Raw genomic sequence first — 715 nt, 5'->3', positions numbered from 1 at the left:
TGCCTCGGATGATAAAGCTCTAAGTGTGTCCGCAGATGCTAGTTCCTCGAAAGAGATGCCCACTGCCTCGGATGATAAAGCTCCAGAGTCGAACCTTGTTATGTTGGACAAACAGAAACAAACTGCTTCGGATAAAGAGAAGGAGGATGCAAGATATAAGGAAAAGAGGGATGCTGCTTTGGCAATTTGCCGTTCAAAGAGTGATCAAGTAAGGAAACCTGCTGCCTCACAGCAGTTTCCTTATACGGCCAAAGTGATCATTCCAAACAAAAAGCGTTTCCCAAGCTATAATGCTTTTCCACCAGTCGACAAGAAGACGTTGAAGAAGCTCGCTGAATGGTTGAAAACTGATCCGTAAGTGATTGCTTTTCCCATAATAGCTTGGTTTAAAACTACAAATACTGATTGCTTTTCAATATTTGGTGTTTGCAGTCATTATAGAACACCTCTAGAGAAAAAACCATTGACAAGTCCAACTCGGTGGTATAATACCCTCCGGACCTCCTTATCTTGGATGGATGACTCTGTAAGTCTTCTGCTATTGAACACCTCTTGATGACAAGTCTTCTTTTTAGACGACTTACCAGTAAGTCGTCCAGAAAAAGTCAAATATTTGACACAATTCGGTCAAATGCAAAACTAACCCATTTATCCTAGACGACTTATTTATAAGTCATCTAGAATATAGTTTTTTATTCGGACGACTTAACTAAGT

General features: G+C 40.3%; 1 protein-coding gene. It reads left to right on the top strand.

Annotated elements, in window-relative coordinates:
* On the top strand, positions 1-358 hold a 358-nt coding region (locus ACFIJZ_RS10045; RefSeq protein WP_375632028.1), incomplete at its 5' end, for a hypothetical protein.
* Between the last annotated feature and the right edge of the window lie 357 nt (positions 359-715).

This window comes from Bartonella sp. CL70QHWL (assembly GCF_042194855.1).
Taxonomy (GTDB): Bacteria; Pseudomonadota; Alphaproteobacteria; order Rhizobiales; family Rhizobiaceae; genus Bartonella.
Note: the sequence above shows the minus strand (reverse complement) of the source record. Positions and strands in the feature narration are given on the sequence as shown.